Origin of the sequence: Pseudaminobacter soli (ex Zhang et al. 2022), from assembly GCF_014595955.1 — a bacterium.
In the GTDB taxonomy this organism is placed as follows: Bacteria; Pseudomonadota; Alphaproteobacteria; order Rhizobiales; family Rhizobiaceae; genus Kumtagia; species Kumtagia pseudosoli.
On sequence record NZ_JABVCF010000010.1, the window covers coordinates 103,188 to 117,504 of the forward strand.

The window sequence follows — 14,317 nt, forward strand, 5'->3', positions numbered from 1 at the left end:
CCGGACCAGCGTGTGCGCTAGCCGATAATGCAAATGCCGCAAAGTGCGAAAGCCGTTTTCATTGCCAGCCTTATCGCGCGCTCTCCGCGGCTTCGTCAAGCGCAGCTTCACGAAACGACGTCAGGCTATGCGAAATGTTACGAGATTGTGTCAGACCCGGCACTTTTTTGTTGCATTTCCAGTGTAGATTTTAACCGAGGGCGTGGCTTAGCCTGAGAAAGGTTGCCGCGGCCGTGACAGGAAAGCAACACCAGCAGGCTTTTCTTAAGCATGGCTACACAATTATGGAATTTGCCGGGATGTGTATGAGCATCGGTCACGGATTCGTCAGAATCGGTTCCGATGAGCCGGCGCCCTGATATGCCTGAAGGACGTGAAAAGATGTCTATCCTCAAGAGCGAAGCGGAACGAGCGCGCGCTCAGTATGCCAATCTGGTGAAGCATTATCGCGCCATCGGCCCTGCGGCCGTCGCCGGAGCACTTGCAGCCGGCAAGAAGAAGAACAAGAAGCCGCAGCCGACCCAGGTCAAGGCTTGAGCAACCAAAAGCGCCGCCAGAGGCGCTTTGGCCTTGCGGGCACGGATACGCCCCGCACCGGCACTTTGGCTTTCCACTTTGGCTTTCGAAGTGAGCGTCGGCGACGCCAGGCGAGACGTGGCGGATCAAAGCAGACTTAGTTGCGCGCCTTCCGTAGGCTTGGTGTCGGGTTTTGTGGGCTTCGCGGGCGAGTCCTGGAGAGCGGCAGGTCGAAGAATCTCCGGCCCCGTATTGGCGACCTTGTTGACCAGATCAGAAATCGCAATTGCTTCGAACATTCCCTGCTCAGGCGGCTGAAGGATATCCGCGACATCCTTCGGCTCGTTGCTGCGGCAGTCGAGCCAGCGTGAAAAATCCTCCGGTTTGACGACGACCGGCATGCGGTCATGGATGTCGGCAATATCGGGGCTGGCGTTGGTCGTCAGGATCGCGCCGGTGTCGATCTCCGAGCCGTTGGGATCGAGATAGGTCTCCATCAGGCCGGCGAAGGCCACCAGTCCGCCGCCCTTGGGCCTCAGGAAGAATGGCTGCTTCCGGTTCCCGACCTTCTTCCATTCAAAGAAGCCGCTGGCCGGCACGAGAGCACGGCGGTGCCGCATCGCAGCCTTGAACGTGTTGCGCTCCGCGGCGGTCTCGCTGCGGGCATTGATGAGCAACGGAAGGCTTTTCGGATCTTTTGCCCAGGCCGGGATCAGCCCCCAGCGCACCAGCACGGCCTTGCGATCCGGCAGGTTCGAGCCGGGCTCCCTCGGCTCGTCGGCCATGACCAGCAGGATCGGCTGGGTGGGCGCGATGTTGTAGCGAGGCGGAAACGGCTCCACCTCGAGTAGCGACATGTAGGCCACCACCTCTTCCCAGGTCGCCATCAGCGTGAAACGACCACACATTCAGCCTTCTCCGGTTGATCTTCGTGCGCATCTAGTGTGGTGATCGAAGCCCGCCCGCGCAACCCATCGACTTGTCCAGAGCATGCAAGAAGTCCCAGCCGCAGAACCGATTGCCGCCGTTTCAGTCGCCCTCGTGCAGGATGATCGCATCCTCCTGGTCAAGCGCGGGCTGGCGCCGTCGCGTGGGCTCTATGCCTTCCCCGGCGGCCGCGTCGAGTCCGGCGAGACGCTCGAGCAGGCGGCGCGGCGCGAGCTCTTCGAGGAGACGGGGCTGCAGGCCGGCCCGCTTACGCCCGTGACCGAAATTCTCATCGGCCCTGGCGACGGCGATCCGCCCGTCCATTTCCTCCTGCAGGTATTCTCGGGCCCCCATGTCGGCGGCGAGCCGGTGAGTGCCAGCGACGCCGAAGAGGCAGCTTTCTTCACGCTGGACGAGATTCGATGCCTGCCACTTGTGGGGTCAGTGGGCGAAATTGCCGAGGAACTACTTACGTTTGGCCGGGGATAATCACCCGACGGCCTTGCCGCCGCCAAAATGAGCGCCGATAAGCCGCGTATGGGGCGGTCGACGGTGGTGGTGCCGATAATCTGCGCAATGCTTGCGATGGGCGGGCGCGATCTGGCGCGCGCGGCCGAGGGCCCGTACGAAAGCGGGCTACTGCGTCTCTCCGAAGTGCTTGGCTCGCTCCATTTCCTGCGCAATCTCTGCGGCGAAAAGGGCGACCAATGGCGCGGCAAGATGGAGGAACTGCTCGCCGTGGAGAATCCCGACGCGGCGCGTCGAGCCCGGCTGATCGCACGTTTCAATCACGGCTACCGCTCGTTCGAGGGCAGCTACAGCACCTGCACGCCTTCCGCGACCGAGGCGATCAGACGCTACATGAAAGAGGGCGAGCAGCTTTCGCGCGAAATCTCCAGCCGCTACGGAAATTAGGGGGCGGTTAACTTTTTCGCCAATGCGCGCGTGCAGTTGCGCCTAAGTGTGATAGAAGTCTTAACGGGGCATTAAAAACTTGAATAAAGTTGCCCTTTAGGGGCTTCGGATTCAAGGCTTTTAGAGAGGGTGCGGATGTGAGTGTAAATCATACTACCCGCGACATCGACGCACTGGTGCAAGAGGAGAAGCGCCTTACGGCGCTCGAATGCCACACCGAGGCCTGGGCCGAAGGCCTGTCCGCCGGCATCGAGGCTGACATCATCGCCGAGACCGCGCTTGCCACCGCTCTCTACGAGGTCTTCCGGTCGAGCGGTGAAGAGGTCGCCCTCTCGCTGATCGACCGGATGCGCGAAAGGGTTTTGGCGGGCGAGTTCGCTCCGTCCCAGTCGCGGCATTGAATCGTCCCTATCGACGGCGATTCATGCTAAGGCCTGCCGGACTCGCGGCCTAGCCGCGTCCGGCGGAGAAAACGGAATGATTTACAAAGCCCCCGCGACAACCCGGTTCGCGGTGCAAATGAACTTGCTCGCTGCGGTAGTCATCTTCGGGGCGATCGGCACATCGCAGGCTCTGGCCCTCAGCGAGATCAGGCGCGAAGAGCTCCCCGCCCCGACAACATCGCAGTCTCCCGGTGCGGACGGCAGCGAAAACGCCGTTCCCATGCCCGACGACTCGGAGCCGGACACGCCCGACGAGCCCGCGATTCAGCAGCCGGCTCAGCCGGACTCGGAAGCGCCCGCACAGCCGGGCCCAGCCAGAGGACAGATGGACCCGGCGGCACCGATCCCGGAAGTTCTCTACGACACCGCCAAGCTTCCAGTCCAAGTGCAGCAGACACGTGAAAAGCTGCTGGAGATTTGCCGGAGCGGAGATATCGAAGGGCTACGGCCGCTGCTCGGAACCGGGGAAGACATGACCCAACTGTCACTCGCCGGGCTGGAGACCGACCCGATCGAGCACCTGAAGAGCGTCGCCGGCGACGAGGACGGTCAGGAGATTCTCGCGATTCTCGAAGAGGTGCTTTCGGCCGGCTACGTCCACCTCGACCCGGGCACGCCCGAAGAGCTCTATGCCTGGCCCTATTTCTTCGCGGTGCCGATCGACCGGCTGACCGGCCCGCAGCGCGTCGAACTGTTCAAGATCGTTACGGCGGGCGATTACGAGGAAATGAAGGAATACGGCTCCTACATCTTCTACCGCGTTGGCATCACACCAGAGGGTCGCTGGGCGTTCTTCGTGGCTGGGGAGTAGGGGTTGGCGGTGTGTCCTTCGAGGCTCCCCTTCGACTGCTCGCCACACCGTGGCTCGCGCTCAGGGTGGCACCTCAGGATGAGGACCGGAGTGCCGAAGGCGCTAACCGGCACCGTCGACCATAGACTGGGTCGCTTTACCCGGATTGAACGTCCGATTTTGCTGGCGTACCAGGCCGGGTTAGGATGCCATCCCGGCCTTTGCGATTAGCGTTGCAAGCGCAACGGTCCTCATCCTGAGGTGCGACCCTGAGCGCAGTCGGAGGGGAACCTCGAAGGACGCACGGATTAGTTTGGCAGCGCCTCCGAAAACAGCACCGGCTGGCCGCTGCCCGGCGTGACGATCTCGCCCTCCCACATCACCCGCATTCCACGGACGAAGGTGCCGACCGGCCAGCCGGTCACGCGCTTGCCGTCATAGGGCGTCCATCCCGCCCTGGAGCCGGCCTGGGCGTTGGTGATCGTCTCGGAGCGCTTAAGGTCGACGATGGTGAAATCCGCGTCGTAGCCGGCCGCAATCCGACCCTTGCGTGCCATCCCGAACAGGCGGTTGGGTCCATGGCTGCTGAGGTCGACCAACCGCTCCAGCGAAAGGCGGCCGGCATTCACGTGGTCGAGCATGATCGGGACGAGCGTCTGCACTCCCGTCATGCCGGAGGGCGAAGCGGGATAGGACTTGGCCTTCTCCTCCAGGGTGTGCGGCGCGTGGTCCGAGCCCAAAATGTCAGCGACGCCGTCTCTCAGCGCCTGCCATAGCCTGTCGCGGTGCCGGCGTTCGCGCACGGGCGGGTTCATCTGGATGAGTGTGCCGAGTCGCGCATAATCATCCGCAGTTAGCGTCAGGTGATGCGGAGTGACTTCGCAGCTCGCCACGTCCTTGTGGTGGCGCAGGAAGTCCATCTCCTCCGCAGTCGAGATGTGCAGGACATGGATACGGGCGCGGGCCCGGCGCGCAACCTCAACCAGCCTTTCCGTACAGGACAGCGCTGCGACCTCGTCTCGCCAGACCGGATGGGATGAGGGATCGCCGGGCATGCGCTGGCCCGCTCGTTCGCGCAGGCGAAACTCGTCCTCCGAATGGAAGGCCGCACGGCGCCTTGTGTTCTTCAGGATCGAGAAGACGCCGTCGTCGTCTTCCACCAGCAGCGTGCCGGTCGAGGACCCCATGAACACTTTTATGCCGGCCGCGCCCGGCAGCCGCTCCAACTCACTGACCTGATCGGCATTGTCCCGGGTTCCGCCGACCCAGAAGGCGAAGTCGCAGTGCATGCGGTTCGTCGCACGCGCCACCTTATCGGCAAGAGCGGCCTCGCTTGTCGTCGTGGGATGGGTGTTCGGCATCTCGAACACCGCGGTCACCCCGCCCAGCACCGCGGCCCGCGAACCGGTCTCCAGGTCTTCCTTGTGCTCCAGCCCCGGCTCGCGGAAATGCACCTGCGTGTCGATGACGCCGGGCAATATGTGCAGGCCCGTACAGTCGACGGTCTCGCCTGCCGAGGCTTGCGACAGGTCGCCTACGGTGACGATGCGCCCGCCGGTGATGCCCACGTCGCGGCGTCCGATGCCGTCGTGGTTGACCAGGGTGCCGCCTGTCAGGATCAGATCGTAGGTCTTGGCCATGCTTCAATGCCGCCCTTGCCGGTCGCTTGAGGCGGGCTTACGTAATGGCCCTGCCGAATGCAACCCGACAGAAAGCGCCGATGCCAACCGCCCGCCTCCCCGACCGCGCCCTCATCTCCGTTGTCGGCCCGGACGCCGAACATCTCCTGCAGAATGTGATCACGGCGGACCTGGATACGCTCAAGCCGGGCGAGGCAATGCCAAGCGCGCTCCTGTTGCCTCAGGGCAAGATCCTGTTCGATTTTCTTGTTTCGCGCAGCGGCGAAAACGGCTTGCTTCTCGAGTGCCGCGCCGACGTGGCGGACGATCTCGTACGCCGGCTTATGCTTTATCGGCTGCGGGCCAAGGCGGAAATTTCCAAGCTGGACCAGGACTTTGTAACGGTTTCCTGGGAGACCGAGTCAGATTCCTCGCCAAGCGGGTCCGCGTCTTCACAGCCTGGTGCAGGCTCTTCAGAAAATGATTCAATGGAGAAGGGCCTGCGCGACCTGCGCTTCGCCGAGCCTGCCCGGGTCTGGCGCTGCTATGGCGACGCGGCGGTTGAGACGAGCGATTTGGCCAGGTGGCATCGATTCCGGGTCGCCCAAGGGATACCCGAGAGCGGTTCCGACTATGCGCTCGGCGATACCTTCCCGCATGACGTGCTGCTCGACCAGATGAGTGGCGTCGGATTCCGCAAGGGCTGCTATGTCGGACAAGAGGTCGTCTCACGCATGCAGCACCGCGGGACGGCGCGCCGCCGTGCTGTGATCGCGTCTGCTGAAGGTTCCCTTCCCTCGCCCGGCACCGAGATCGTCGCAGCCGGCCGTCCGATCGGAACGCTGGGCTCGGTGGCCGGAGATACAGCTATTGCGCTGGTGCGTCTCGACAAGGCCAAGGCGGCGATGGATGCCGGCCAGCCGATAACGGCCGGCGAGGCCACGCTCTCCCTGGCGATTCCGTCTTGGGCGCGCTTCACGTTCCCGCAGGACACGGCCGCTTCGGAGGAGGCCTGATGCCCGACCGTCCTGGCGCGCCAACCCGGGCCTGGCAGCGGATGCTGTCGGGACGCCGCCTGGACCTGCTTGACCCCTCCCCGCTCGACGTCGAAATCACTGACATCGCGCACGGGCTCGCGCGTGTCGCCCGCTGGAACGGGCAGACCTTGGGCGACCATGCTTTTTCGGTCGCCCAGCACTCGCTGCTGGTGGAGCAGATCTTCTGTCGTCGCCTGCCGCACGCCACGCCCGACGAGCGGCTAACGGCTCTTCTCCACGATGCCCCGGAATACGTGATCGGCGACATGATCTCGCCATTCAAGGCGGTGGTCGGCGGAGGCTACAAGCTGATCGAGGAACGGTTGCAGCGCGCGATTCATCTGCGCTTCTCGCTTGGCGCGAGTATGGACGAGAAGCTCAAGAAAGAGATCAAGAAGGCCGACCAGGTCGCTGCCTATTTCGAGGCGACACTGCTGGCCGGCTTCCAGATCGGAGAGGCGGCAAAGTTCTTCGGTCGACCGTCAGGCATCGTGCTCGGTCCGGAGGACTTGTCGCCGCAGCCGGTCAAATGCATCGAGGCTGCGTTCCTGAGCCGTTTCAATGAGATCGAGACGCTGCGCGCCGCCCAACCCGCCCGCCGGGAGCTTCGTGAGGACGCGAAAGCGGGCTAGCAGGCGAGCGGGCAAGACGATTACCGCCCCTGGCGCTCCAGCCTGTCCAGGAACCACTGCGTCAGACGCACCCAGACCTCGTCCTTCTCGCCGGTATCCTCACATCCATGATCGAGGTTGGGGTTGTCGTTGACCTCTATGACGACGACGCCGTCCTTGGTCTCCTTAAGGTCCACGCCGTAGAGCCCGTCGCCGATGCAGCGTGCGGCCTTGACCGCGGTGGCGATGACGTCTTCGGGAGCGTCCTTCAGCGTGAAGGTCTTGACTCCGCCCTGGTCGGGCTTGCCGTTCGTCTTGTGGTTGACGATCTGCCAGTGCTTCTTGGCCATCAGGTACTGCACGGCAAAGAGCGGCTGCCCGCCAAGCACGCCTACCCGCCAATCATAGTCGGTCGGCACGAATTTCTGGGCGATCAGCAGGTCGGACTCTTCCAGCCACTGCTCGGCGAGCGCCTTTAGTTCGGCGAAGTCGTTGGCCTTCTTCACGCCGCGGGAGAAGGAACTGTCTGGTATCTTCAGCACCAGTGGAAAACCGAGCGTGTCCGCCGCAAGCTGCAGGTCCGAGACCCCTGCGATCATCACGGTCGGCGGCACCGGTACCTTGTTGGCCGACATGAGTTCGTGAAGATAAACCTTGTTGGTGCAGCGGATCATCGAGAGCGGATCGTCGATCACCGGCATGCCTTCCTGCTGCGCTCGCCGGGCGAACCGGTAGGTGTGGTTCGAGATCGACGTCGTCTCGCGGATGAATAGGGCGTCGTAATTGGCGAGCTTGGCGAGGTCGCGCTTGGTTATGGGCTCTACCTCCACGCCCATCTTCTCAGCGATCCGAGCCCAGTACCGCAAAGAACCGATCTCCGAGGGCGGCAGTTGCTCTTGAGGGTTGACCAGCGTGGCGAAGGTGTAGCGGGCCGGCGTCCGCGTCTTCGAATCGCGCCACTCGCGGCTGGTGTAGGCCTCCAGGCTGGCGAGAAAGCGGGGCTTCTCATCCGCCGACAGCCGCGCCAAGGGATGGAAGCCGATCCTTTGGATCGACGCCCAGTTCTGGCCGTCGCGGATCACAACCTCGAGCGCCGGGGCCCGGAACCAGTCGAACAGCAGCTTGGCGAAGCGATCCCACACCTTCGACGGGCCGATTCCGAAGAAGATGCAGACTTTCGGGGGATAGGAGCCGCCGAGTTCCTTGCGGCACTTGTTGAGCGCCGTCTCAAGCTCGGGCAGCGCGTTCTCGTAGAGCTTGCGCTCGGACAGGTCAATCATCGTCTCGACCGTTGGGATCACCTTGTGGCCGCGCGACCCGGCGAGCAACGAAGCGTAGTAGCCGCGGCTCTGGTAGGCATAGTTGTTGGAAAGGTTGATCACCTTCGGCCGCTGTCCGCGGAAGAGGGCGGGGTGGGTGAGATATTCGCGATTGGTGATGATCTTGTGCGGAGTATCGACCTGACCGAGGTCGCTGTTCCGGCCAGTCAGGATGACCCAGGTCATCGAACTTTCCGCAGGGGATGGCGTTGCACGATTGCGGCCTCACTCGGCTCCTAAAGGGGTCAAAACTCTTGTCTCTCGTCAAGGCTGGACGCCTCGGAGACATTAACTTCGCCAGCACAGTAATGCAGGTGGTCTGCCAAAGGTTTCTCGAATCGCAGCGCTGTCATTCCATCGGAATAATAGTCCATTTTGAAACCTATCTGCTGGTAACCGGACTTTTCATAGAAGAAGATGGCGCGCGTATTGTCTTGGCGGACCTCCAGGCGCATGCATCGCGATCCGCGCATGGCCGCCGACCTCTCAGCCGCCGCGAGCAGCGCGCGACCGAGACCGGAACCATCCCTTGCCGCCGCGATCGAATAGAGCCGCGCCTGACGGCTGTTCTGGCGCAACAGCACCGTGAAACTCCCAGAGATCGCGCCCTCATCCTCCGCCACGAACACCAGCGCGGTCGGCCTCCCGATCAGCCGGCGGTACGATCGCCGGGAAATGCGGTCACCGGGAAAGGACGCCTCCTCCAGCGCCAGAAGCGCGTCGAGATCTGAAGGCCTGGCCGGACGGATTTCCACGGACATGCGGGTGGGGTCTTCCTCGCTCCAAGCCAGGACAACCAATATCCTGCCGTATGCGAGCAGTCGGCATCAATCGCGCTTTCGCGCTTCGATTCGGGCTGAATTGTGACGTATCGGCCGCAGCTTAGGCGGCGAGGCCCTGCTTGATCTGGCGCCATGCGTGGGCGGCTATCTCGTCGCGCCGCTCCTCGGGCAGATCGCTCACGATCGCACAGCCGAACCCCTTGTCTGACCAATAAACGGCGACGGGTCTGCCCTCTTCTGCCGTGTAGACCCCCTTCGTCTTCTTATCGCCTTCTGCCATCATGTAGATCGAGACGCGATTGCCGTCCTGGTCCTTGTAGATCAGCAGCGCCGCAGGCTTGTCGTCACTGGGTACGACACGGCCGCCCAGCAGCGAGAACCCTTGCGGCGTGAGATCAGGGGCGACCAGCTTCAGCCCGGTACGGGCCGAAAGCCATGCCTCGAGATAGGGCTTGTTGTCGCCGGCGACTTCTACGGGATGCGCCTGATCCGCGGTAAAGGTGTTGTGGGCATCGATCGCCTGATCGGCGAGGCGCTCTTCGATCTCGGTCTGCCCGCCCAGCATGCCGCTGCCGGCCACGAAATAGCCGGCGAGGCCGCCGACCGCGAAGATCAGCGCAGCGGCGGCCGCATTGCGCCACCATGCCGTCTTGGAGGGCGCCTTGGGCCACTCGCCCTTGACGATGTGGGCAAGCCGATCGGGGACAGGTTCTTGCGCGATCGGGCCCAGCGCCGCGCGAAGAAGCGTCATGTCGGCGGCAAACCTGTCCGCCCGGGCCTTCATCTCCGGATTGGAGTCGAGCCAATCCTGGTAGGCGGCGCGCTCGTCTTCCGGAAGCTCGCCATCCAGCGCGAGGTGGATATCCCGCTCGGAGAAGCTACGCGCAGTCATGGCTCGACCACCCTGATCGCGCGACGCCGCGAACCGCCGTCGAGGATGGCGCGCAGGTCCTCACGCCCCCGGGCGATCCGCGACATCAGAGTGCCGGCCGGAATGCCGAGAACGGCCGACGCCTCGGCATAGGAGAAACCTTCCACCGCAACCATCAGGATTGCAGAGCGCCGCTCGGGACTGATCGACTGCAGTGCCTGCAGGACCTCGCGGGAGGCGGCATCCTCGGCCTGTTCGGACGGTACCGACATGGCGTCATGTGACTCCAGCGGCAGCATGGCCCCTTCGCCTCTTCTCTTCTCCCTACGCATCTGATCGAGGAACAGGTGATGCATGATCGTGAACAGCCATCTGCGTGGGCTCTCGCCCGTGCGCCAGTTGTCGAGGCGGCTCAGGGCCCGCTCCAGGCAGTCCTGGACGAGATCGTCCGCTCGGTCGCGATCGCGCATCAGAGCTCGCGCATACCGTCTGAGGCGCGGAATTTCCTCGAGGATCGCTCTTCGTCTGTCGTCCATGGGCGACACGTGCACCGCTGGCGTTCCGCCGATTCGATCCGATTTCCCCTCCGGTTGCAAGGTCGAGGACGAAGGCGATCCCTTTCCGTGCCCATGTAAGAAGAACGCTCCCGAGGGTCGAAAAATTCCCGATCCATCAAGGAAACTGAACAGATCGTCTAATCAATTCATTCCGAAGAGCATGGCAGGTCGGATATTGTGCGGCCGATCCGGAGACCTGATTCATGACATCGACGATCAAGAGTGCGGCATCAGGACGTGTTCCGTGGCTGATCATCATCTGCGGCTGCCTGATTGCCGCGCTGACCTTCGGGCCGCGGTCGGCCATGGGCTTTTTCCAGCTGCCAATGCTGGCCGAAAAGGGCTGGGACCGCACCACCTTCGGGCTCGCCATGGCGATCCAGAACCTTTTTTGGGGTCTCGGCCTGCCGTTCTTCGGCGCGATCGCCGACCGCTACGGAACATGGCGGGTGCTGGCTCTTGGCGGCGCGATTTACGCCGCCGGCCTCGCGCTGATGGCATCCGCCACATCGCCTACGCTGCTGCATATCGGCGGGGGCGTGCTGGTCGGCCTCGGAGTCGCAGCCGGATCGTTCTCGATCGTGCTGGCGGCTTTTGCGCGGCACACCCCGCCCGAAAAGCGCTCAATTGTCTTTGGCATCGGTACGGCGGCAGGCTCAGCGGGCATGTTCGTGTTCGCGCCGATCAGCCAGGGCATGATCGACGCATTCGGCTGGTCGTCCACGCTGACCTACATGGCGATCGCCATGCTCGTCATCCCGGTGCTCGCAGCGCCGCTTGCCGGCAGTTCGCATGCGCACGACGGCAAGGCGAGCCTGCAGCAGAGCGTGGGCGAGGCGCTCAAGGAGGCGCTCGGCCATTCGAGCTACGTGCTGCTGGTCTCCGGCTTCTTCGTCTGCGGCTTCCAGGTCGCCTTCATCACCGCGCATTTCCCCGCCTATATCGGTGACTTGGGCATTCCCGCGAAATATGCGGTGATCGCGCTCGCGCTGATCGGTTTCTTCAACATCATCGGCGCGCTCGCCGCCGGCGCCATCGGCCAGCGCTATTCCAAGCCGATCTTCCTGGCACTGATCTATCTCGGGCGCTCAGTCGCCGTGACCGCCTTCCTGCTTCTGCCGCAGACGCCGACCAGCGTCGTGGTGTTCTCGATCGTCATGGGCCTGCTCTGGCTCTCGACCGTGCCGCCCACCAACGGACTTGTGGCGATCATGTTCGGCACCCGCCATCTCGGCATGCTCGGCGGGGTGGTCTTCCTGTCGCATCAAATCGGCTCGTTCCTGGGCGTGTGGCTCGGCGGCTATCTCTACGATCGTTTCGGCACCTACGACCCGGTCTGGTGGCTCGGGGTGGTGCTGGGCGTCTTCGCTGCCATCGTCCATTGGCCGATCCGCGAGAAGCCGGTTGAGCGGCTGGCGCTCGCGCCGGCAGAGTAGGACTCCGCTGGCTCCGTCCCCCGGCACGATCCTCACGCTGCATTCTCTCCGGGCACGGCGTTCGCCCTGCGCAGAGCCTCGAGAAAACCCGCCCGCGCCTCCGGCTCGGCTATGCCGCGCGGCTCGTAGACATGGCGAGTGAGAAAAAAGCCGGTCAGGCGGAAGGCTTCGCCCAGAGCGACGGGATCGGCGCGCGTGGCCGGGCCCTCGACCAAGAATCCCGGTAAAACCAGCATCTTGTCGCGCCAGGGCTCGCCCGCCTCGCGCGATACGGCGCGGCCGGATTTCGGCGAGACATAGACCAGTTCGGTGCGGACACCGGTCGCCGCGCATTCGGTGAGATCGAGCCCAAAACCCAATTCCTCGAGCACCATCAGTTCGAAGCGGGCGACCAACTCGCCGGCTAACAGCCGGTCGTCGAGGTGGCGGAGCAGGACGATCAGGGCTTCGTAGAGGTCCGGATGCACGTCCCGCTCCGGCAGGAGACGCAGATGGGACGCGAGCGTCTGGAGACCGAACACCGCCGCGGCACTGTCGAACAGCCGCGCAGCATTGAACTCAACGGCTTCCGCCTGGAACACGCCGAGATGCTCGTCGAGCCTCGCGTGCCACACCAACTCGACGCGGTTGCCGGGCTGCAGCACCGGCTGCTGTTTTCGCGAGCGCCCTCCCCGCACCATGCCGAGATGGCGGCCATGGCCGCGCGTCATCACTTCAAGGATGACACTGCTCTCACCGTGCTTGCGGGAACCCAGGATGATGCCTTCGTCACGCCATTCCATGAGGGCGAGCATTCCACCTGTAGAAGCGAGAGATCAAGGGAGGGGTTAGAAAGCCGATCTAAGCAAGCCTCCGTACCGCCCCACTCAGCGCGGAAAATCCAGCCCCATCTCCCGGTAGCGCTCGGGGTCGTCGCCCCAGTTCTCGCGCACCTTCACGAACAGGAACAAGTGCACCGGCTGTTCGAGGATCTCGGAGATGTCTTTTCGCGAGGCCTGTCCGATCGAGCGGATCGTCTCGCCCTTGGCGCCCAGCACGATCTTCTTCTGGCTGTCGCGCTCGACATAGATCGTCTGCTCGATGCGCACCGAGCCGTCCTTCTTCTCCTCCCATTTGTCGGTCTCGACGTGGGAAGAGTAGGGCAATTCCTGATGCAGGCGCAGGAACAGTTTTTCGCGCGTGATTTCCGCTGCCAACTGGCGCATCGGCAGGTCGGAGAGTTGGTCCTCCGGGTAGAACCATGGCCCCGCCGGCAGCGATTGCGCGAGATAGTCTAGGATGGCTTTGCAACCGGCGCCGGTCAGTGCCGAGACCATGAAGGTGCGCTCGAAGGCGATACGCTCGTTCGCTTCCTTCGCCAGTTCGAGCAGCCGTTCGGGCTTGGTCCGGTCGATCTTGTTCAGGATCAGGATTTTTGGCTGGCGGACGTCCTTGAGGTTCTCGAGGAGGACCTCGGCATCGCCGCGAAGCCCGCGCTCCGCGTCGATCAGAACCATCACCACGTCGGCGTCCTTGGCGCCGCCCCAGGCGGTCGTCACCATCGCCTGGTCCAGTCGCCGGCGCGGCTTGAAGATGCCGGGCGTGTCGACGAAGACGATCTGGGTGGTGTCGTGCGTGGCGATGCCGCGGACGATGGCTCGGGTCGTCTGCACCTTGTGAGTGACTATCGAAACCTTCGCGCCGACCAGTTGGTTCACCAGCGTCGACTTGCCGGCATTCGGCGCGCCGATCAGGGCGACGAAGCCGGAGCGTGTCTCGGCGGTTGCGGCCTCGCTCACGATGCTGCCCTTTCTGTGGTCCAGACCCCTTCGCGGATCAGGAACTCGGTCGCCGCCGCCTCCTCGGCTCCGCGCCTAGAGCGGCCGCTCGCCCGCGCCGGCTCAAAACCCTCGACGTTCACCACTACCGTGAAGATCGGTTCATGGTCAGGCCCTTCACGGGTCTCGATCATGTACTCGGGGCGGGCGCCGTTTGCCTGAGCGACCCATTCCTGCAGTTCGGACTTGGGGTTGCGCGGCTTTTCGACCACGCTGCTCGAACGCGGTTCCCAATACCGCAGGATGAAGGCGCGTGCAGGATCCATACCACCGTCCAGATAGATCGCAGCGATCAGCGCTTCCACCGCGTCCGCGAGGTAGTTGCCCGATTTCCCACCCTTCGAGACCTTCAGCGCGGCATCGGCACGGATGAGCTCGTCCAGGCCAAGTTCAATGCCGATCTCGGCGCAGGTGCGCGCATCTACGAGCGCGTTGAAGCGGGGTGCGAGTTCTCCCTCCCGCGCCTCCGGAAACCGGTGGAAGAGCATGTCGGCGACGACGAGCCCAAGAATCCGGTCGCCGAGGAACTCCAGGCGCTCGTTGTTCGTCTTCGCCTTGACCGCGCTCGAATGGGTGAGTGCAGTCTGGGCGAGCGCGACATCGGCGAAGTCATGGCCGGTACGCATGCGCAAGGCGGCCGCAAGAGCTTCGCCGGTCGGCCGTTTCAGTCCCATCGG

17 protein-coding genes are annotated in these 14,317 nt (G+C 63.6%); 8 read left to right on the forward strand and 9 right to left on the reverse strand.

Annotated elements, in window-relative coordinates; all coding sequences use genetic code 11:
* Positions 1 to 381 precede the first annotated feature (381 nt).
* Entirely contained in the window at positions 382 to 537 is a 156-nt protein-coding gene (locus HUI96_RS18755; protein ID WP_188256210.1) for a transcriptional regulator, read from the forward strand.
* 125 nt (positions 538 to 662) lie between these two features.
* Here the strand turns inward: HUI96_RS18755 and HUI96_RS18760 are convergent, their stop codons facing one another.
* Positions 663 to 1,424 (reverse strand): SOS response-associated peptidase, encoded by a 762-nt coding sequence (locus tag HUI96_RS18760; protein WP_188256211.1) that lies wholly within the window; start codon positions 1,422 to 1,424, stop codon positions 663 to 665.
* An 82-nt stretch (positions 1,425 to 1,506) separates the two neighbouring features.
* Between HUI96_RS18760 and HUI96_RS18765 the strand changes: the two genes are divergently transcribed.
* From HUI96_RS18765 to HUI96_RS18780, 4 genes are all read left to right on the forward strand, one after another.
* Positions 1,507 to 1,932 (forward strand): NUDIX hydrolase, encoded by a 426-nt coding sequence (locus HUI96_RS18765; RefSeq protein ID WP_188256212.1) that lies wholly within the window; start codon positions 1,507 to 1,509, stop codon positions 1,930 to 1,932.
* Between the two features lie 87 nt (positions 1,933 to 2,019).
* Entirely contained in the window at positions 2,020 to 2,358 is a 339-nt protein-coding gene (locus HUI96_RS18770; protein ID WP_237684237.1) for a TIGR02301 family protein, read from the forward strand.
* Positions 2,359 to 2,495: 137 nt separating this feature from the next.
* Positions 2,496 to 2,759: a hypothetical protein gene (locus HUI96_RS18775; protein ID WP_188256213.1), complete on the forward strand. Its 264-nt coding sequence runs from the start codon at positions 2,496 to 2,498 to the stop codon at positions 2,757 to 2,759.
* A 76-nt stretch (positions 2,760 to 2,835) separates the two neighbouring features.
* Positions 2,836 to 3,612, forward strand: a complete 777-nt coding sequence (locus tag HUI96_RS18780) for a hypothetical protein (protein ID WP_188256214.1) — start codon at positions 2,836 to 2,838, stop codon at positions 3,610 to 3,612.
* A gap of 287 nt (positions 3,613 to 3,899) precedes the next feature.
* On the opposite strand, the gene HUI96_RS18785 is transcribed toward HUI96_RS18780, so the two are convergent.
* Positions 3,900 to 5,231, reverse strand: a complete 1,332-nt coding sequence (locus tag HUI96_RS18785; protein ID WP_188256215.1) for a dihydroorotase — start codon at positions 5,229 to 5,231, stop codon at positions 3,900 to 3,902.
* An 80-nt stretch (positions 5,232 to 5,311) separates the two neighbouring features.
* Between HUI96_RS18785 and HUI96_RS18790 the strand changes: the two genes are divergently transcribed.
* Both HUI96_RS18790 and HUI96_RS18795 read left to right on the forward strand, forming a co-directional pair.
* Positions 5,312 to 6,226 (forward strand): YgfZ/GcvT domain-containing protein, encoded by a 915-nt coding sequence (locus HUI96_RS18790; protein WP_188256216.1) that lies wholly within the window; start codon positions 5,312 to 5,314, stop codon positions 6,224 to 6,226.
* The gene (locus tag HUI96_RS18795; protein WP_188256217.1) at positions 6,226 to 6,879 is read left to right on the forward strand and encodes an HD family hydrolase; all 654 of its coding nucleotides are present in this window, start codon (positions 6,226 to 6,228) and stop codon (positions 6,877 to 6,879) included. The genes HUI96_RS18790 and HUI96_RS18795 overlap by 1 nt, the downstream gene beginning before the upstream one ends.
* Positions 6,880 to 6,899: 20 nt before the next feature.
* On the opposite strand, the gene HUI96_RS18800 is transcribed toward HUI96_RS18795, so the two are convergent.
* The 4 genes from HUI96_RS18800 to HUI96_RS18815 form a co-directional block, all read right to left on the reverse strand.
* Positions 6,900 to 8,363, reverse strand: a complete 1,464-nt coding sequence (locus HUI96_RS18800) for a RimK family protein (RefSeq protein ID WP_188256218.1) — start codon at positions 8,361 to 8,363, stop codon at positions 6,900 to 6,902.
* Positions 8,364 to 8,422: 59 nt separating this feature from the next.
* Complete coding sequence (locus HUI96_RS18805; RefSeq protein ID WP_188256219.1) at positions 8,423 to 8,938, reverse strand: GNAT family N-acetyltransferase; 516 nt, start codon at positions 8,936 to 8,938, stop codon at positions 8,423 to 8,425.
* A gap of 121 nt (positions 8,939 to 9,059) precedes the next feature.
* On the reverse strand, positions 9,060 to 9,851 hold the full coding sequence (locus HUI96_RS18810; RefSeq protein ID WP_188256220.1) for an anti-sigma factor family protein: 792 nt from the start codon (positions 9,849 to 9,851) through the stop codon (positions 9,060 to 9,062).
* Complete coding sequence (locus HUI96_RS18815) at positions 9,848 to 10,366, reverse strand: RNA polymerase sigma factor (RefSeq protein ID WP_188256221.1); 519 nt, start codon at positions 10,364 to 10,366, stop codon at positions 9,848 to 9,850. The genes HUI96_RS18810 and HUI96_RS18815 overlap by 4 nt, the downstream gene beginning before the upstream one ends.
* Positions 10,367 to 10,590: 224 nt before the next feature.
* Between HUI96_RS18815 and HUI96_RS18820 the strand changes: the two genes are divergently transcribed.
* Entirely contained in the window at positions 10,591 to 11,823 is a 1,233-nt protein-coding gene (locus tag HUI96_RS18820; protein ID WP_188256222.1) for an MFS transporter, read from the forward strand.
* Between the two features lie 32 nt (positions 11,824 to 11,855).
* Here HUI96_RS18820 and recO read toward each other — a convergent pair whose 3' ends face one another.
* From recO to rnc, 3 genes are all read right to left on the reverse strand, one after another.
* Positions 11,856 to 12,605: a DNA repair protein RecO gene (recO, locus tag HUI96_RS18825; protein WP_188256223.1), complete on the reverse strand. Its 750-nt coding sequence runs from the start codon at positions 12,603 to 12,605 to the stop codon at positions 11,856 to 11,858.
* A gap of 84 nt (positions 12,606 to 12,689) precedes the next feature.
* Positions 12,690 to 13,604: a GTPase Era gene (era, locus tag HUI96_RS18830; protein ID WP_425299245.1), complete on the reverse strand. Its 915-nt coding sequence runs from the start codon at positions 13,602 to 13,604 to the stop codon at positions 12,690 to 12,692.
* Positions 13,598 to 14,314: a ribonuclease III gene (rnc, locus tag HUI96_RS18835; protein WP_188256225.1), complete on the reverse strand. Its 717-nt coding sequence runs from the start codon at positions 14,312 to 14,314 to the stop codon at positions 13,598 to 13,600. Before rnc ends, era begins: the two co-directional genes overlap by 7 nt.
* Positions 14,315 to 14,317: the final 3 nt, after the last annotated feature.

Bases quoted from the DNA above. Each gene is read 5' to 3' on its own strand.
- HUI96_RS18795 (WP_188256217.1), top strand. From the start codon at position 6,226: ATGCCCGACCGTCCTGGCGCGCCAACCCGGGCCTGGCAGCGGATGCTG.
- HUI96_RS18760 (WP_188256211.1), bottom strand. From the start codon at position 1,424: ATGTGTGGTCGTTTCACGCTGATGGCGACCTGGGAAGAGGTGGTGGCC.
- HUI96_RS18770 (WP_237684237.1), top strand. From the start codon at position 2,020: ATGCTTGCGATGGGCGGGCGCGATCTGGCGCGCGCGGCCGAGGGCCCG.
- HUI96_RS18765 (WP_188256212.1), top strand. From the start codon at position 1,507: ATGCAAGAAGTCCCAGCCGCAGAACCGATTGCCGCCGTTTCAGTCGCC.
- rnc (WP_188256225.1), bottom strand. From the start codon at position 14,314: ATGGGACTGAAACGGCCGACCGGCGAAGCTCTTGCGGCCGCCTTGCGC.
- HUI96_RS18820 (WP_188256222.1), top strand. From the start codon at position 10,591: ATGACATCGACGATCAAGAGTGCGGCATCAGGACGTGTTCCGTGGCTG.
- HUI96_RS18815 (WP_188256221.1), bottom strand. From the start codon at position 10,366: ATGGACGACAGACGAAGAGCGATCCTCGAGGAAATTCCGCGCCTCAGA.
- HUI96_RS18810 (WP_188256220.1), bottom strand. From the start codon at position 9,851: ATGACTGCGCGTAGCTTCTCCGAGCGGGATATCCACCTCGCGCTGGAT.
- HUI96_RS18790 (WP_188256216.1), top strand. From the start codon at position 5,312: ATGCCAACCGCCCGCCTCCCCGACCGCGCCCTCATCTCCGTTGTCGGC.
- HUI96_RS18780 (WP_188256214.1), top strand. From the start codon at position 2,836: ATGATTTACAAAGCCCCCGCGACAACCCGGTTCGCGGTGCAAATGAAC.
- HUI96_RS18755 (WP_188256210.1), top strand. From the start codon at position 382: ATGTCTATCCTCAAGAGCGAAGCGGAACGAGCGCGCGCTCAGTATGCC.
- recO (WP_188256223.1), bottom strand. From the start codon at position 12,605: ATGGAATGGCGTGACGAAGGCATCATCCTGGGTTCCCGCAAGCACGGT.
- HUI96_RS18800 (WP_188256218.1), bottom strand. From the start codon at position 8,363: ATGACCTGGGTCATCCTGACTGGCCGGAACAGCGACCTCGGTCAGGTC.
- HUI96_RS18785 (WP_188256215.1), bottom strand. From the start codon at position 5,231: ATGGCCAAGACCTACGATCTGATCCTGACAGGCGGCACCCTGGTCAAC.
- HUI96_RS18805 (WP_188256219.1), bottom strand. From the start codon at position 8,938: ATGTCCGTGGAAATCCGTCCGGCCAGGCCTTCAGATCTCGACGCGCTT.